Source organism: Candidatus Bandiella numerosa, from assembly GCF_021811875.1.
GTDB classification, from domain to species: Bacteria; Pseudomonadota; Alphaproteobacteria; order Rickettsiales; family Midichloriaceae; genus Aquirickettsia; species Aquirickettsia numerosa_A.
Genome location: NZ_JAJBJD010000288.1, coordinates 1 through 248 on the forward strand (window position 1 = coordinate 1; position 248 = coordinate 248).

1 pseudogene is annotated in these 248 nt (G+C 40.3%); it reads right to left on the bottom strand.

The window, feature by feature from the left end:
- Positions 1 to 248 (bottom strand): annotated as a pseudogene (locus L8D11_RS06235) (transposase); the annotation flags it as partial.

Consider the following 248-nt stretch of genomic DNA (forward strand, 5'->3'; position numbering starts at 1 on the left):
TCAACTGCTCGTTCACCTCTTTCAGCAACACATCCCATATCTTCAGCTTAGTCATTATATTTCGAAATCTGCAAAATGTCGTATGATCTGGCACCCTCTCTAATCCGCTTATTATCATAAAATCTAATCGTACTCGAAGTGCCTATTCCAACCCCTCGTCACTCAAATTATGCCATGCTTGTAATAACAGTCCCTTGAATAATTTAATAGGGTCATATCCTTGTGGCCCATATCCAGACCTCCCTAAA